The following is a 2,461-nucleotide window of genomic DNA, read 5'->3' on the forward strand; positions in this document are numbered from 1 at the left end:
GTTGGAGTAGGAGTAGCCTTAGGCGTTGGAGTAGGAGTAGGCTTAGGTGTTGGAGTAGGAGTAGCCTTAGGTGTTGGTGTAGGCACTACCTCTTCCTCTACATCTTCTTCCTCATCCTCATCCTCGTCAGCAGGTGAACTTACTATGTAGTCCTTAAACTTATCTATAGCACTCTTAGCAGGTAACAGTTCTATAGAACTACTTTGATATTCTTCTGGTAAGGTATCTGACTCTAGAGAATAATGAACTTCTTCTCCTGTGGTACTTCTAATATATAAAGAGCGTACGATATATTCGCCCTCTGCGTAATCGCTTGTAATATTAGGACTTGCGTACCAGCCATCTCCGCCAATATTTACAAATTCTTTTTCATCATAATCGTAATATTTTCCTTGAGCTAGTGCATTGTTAATATATTTATTTTTGCTATAGTTTGCAAGAGAAATTTGTGCATAAGCTATATCATAATTTTCTTGTGAAATATTTAAACAAATTAATGGGTTTGTATCGCCAATGTGACAACTTCGATTAGAGAAAGAAATTGAAATAGAAGGGTCGAATTTTTCTTCCTCTTCTTCTTGCTCATAACCGCAGTAAATACATTTGCCATCTTCACCGAAAGTACACTCTTCAACTTCTTCATAATCGCATTCAACATCATCAGCTTCACCATCGTCCGAAGAGAAATGAATACGTCCACTACATGTTATTGTGTGTGTACCATCATTGTTACTTGTATATTCAAATGTGTGCTCGTGCTCTTCAACTGTTTCCTCAACTTCGAGTTCATCAGTTTCTTCTGATTCTTCCTCGTCAGTTGATTCCTCGTCCTCAGACCCATCTGAAGTTGCTTCTACTTCAGTGGGATCCTTCGGCTCGATTCCTGCATCTGGCCCATCAGAAGGTGTCACCTCTAAATCAAGGGTAGTAGAAGAACCATTAATTAAAGATCTGGCCATTCCACCTTCTGGCTCAGAACTTGGTTCTACAATTGGTTCTTCAGCAGCAGGACTCGCTTCAGGTTCTGCAGGACTACTGCTTTCAACGGGAGGGGTATCCTCGCTTGAATTTTCAGTGGCCGAAACCGTAATAGGAGTGATAGAGAGAACTGCTACCAAAAGAATTGCTAAAGACCTTTTCATAATACAACAGCTCCTTTCATGGTAGATTTGTCACCGTAAAAAAAGTGTAGGTAATGAGTATGTTGAAACTGTGTTAGAATTGAAAAAAGTCATTGAAAAAAGTTATAAAAAATATGTTATCTGAAAATATACTCCTTTGTGTATTGAGTGGGGCAAAAAACACAGGTGTTACATATAACAAGTAGATTATGGTCAGAGGAGGTTGTTGTTAGAATTCGGATGCGCATATGACTTGTTGTAGCGGCAATTTGTTTGTTCAATATGTTTACCAATGTGAGTATTAAATGGTTACGATTAGGAAACATTCACAGAATATTTTTTATGGATAGCAATTTGTTTAAAAGACATATATAATACATTAGGCTTTTTATATTATTATAAAGAAGTTATAGTTTATATTTTTATAAAAAAGGGGATAATTTTATGAGAACTTATTTAGTAACAGGAGGAGCTGGTTTCATCGGCTCTAACTACATTCACTACATGTTTAAGAAGTATGACAACGAGATTAGAATCATCAACGTTGATAAGCTTACATATGCAGGTAACCTCGAGAACCTTAAGGACATCGAGAATCGCGATAACTACACCTTTGTAAAGGCTGATATCTGCGACAAGGAAGCAATCAGAAAGATCTTCCAAGAGAACGATATCGACCGTGTAGTTCATTTCGCAGCAGAGTCTCACGTAGACCGTTCAATTGTTAACCCAGAAGTATTCGTTCAGACAAACGTACTTGGTACAGCTGTAATGCTCAACTGTGCTAAGGAAGCTTGGGAGCAGGAAGACGGTTCTTTCAAGGAAGGAAAGAAGTTCCTTCACGTTTCTACAGACGAAGTTTATGGATCACTTCCAGATGACGATAACGCCTTCTTCTATGAGACAACTCCATACGATCCACATTCACCATACTCAGCTTCAAAGGCCAGCTCAGACATGCTTGTAAAGGCTTATATGGATACATATAAGTTCCCAGCAAACATTACAAACTGCTCTAACAACTATGGCCCTTACCAGTTCCCAGAGAAGCTCATTCCACTTATCATCAACAATGCGCTTCAGGGCAAGGATCTTCCAGTATACGGTGATGGAAAGAACGTACGTGACTGGTTATATGTAGAGGATCACGCTAAGGGAATCGATATGGTTCAAGAGCAGGGTAAGCTTTTTGAGACATATAACATCGGTGGTCACAACGAGAAGCAGAACATTCAGATTATTCACATCATCCTTGATACACTTCAGGAGATGCTTCCAGAGGGAGACCCACGTAAGGAGCTTGTATCAGAGAAGCTTATTAAGTATGTAACAGATAGAAA

General features: G+C 39.0%; 2 protein-coding genes. One reads left to right on the top strand and one right to left on the bottom strand.

From position 1 onward, the window contains the following. The coding region (locus tag BLP54_RS16150) for a hypothetical protein (RefSeq protein ID WP_242870718.1) at positions 1-1,142 on the bottom strand (1,142 nt) is incomplete at its 3' end. A 423-nt stretch (positions 1,143-1,565) separates the two neighbouring features. On the opposite strand from BLP54_RS16150, the gene rfbB reads away from it, so the two are divergent. Next, positions 1,566-2,461 (top strand): dTDP-glucose 4,6-dehydratase (gene rfbB / locus BLP54_RS14200; protein WP_090170879.1); only part of this gene is annotated, 896 nt, incomplete at its 3' end.

It is taken from the genome of Pseudobutyrivibrio sp. 49 (genome assembly GCF_900100545.1).
Lineage (GTDB): Bacteria > Bacillota > Clostridia > Lachnospirales > Lachnospiraceae > Pseudobutyrivibrio.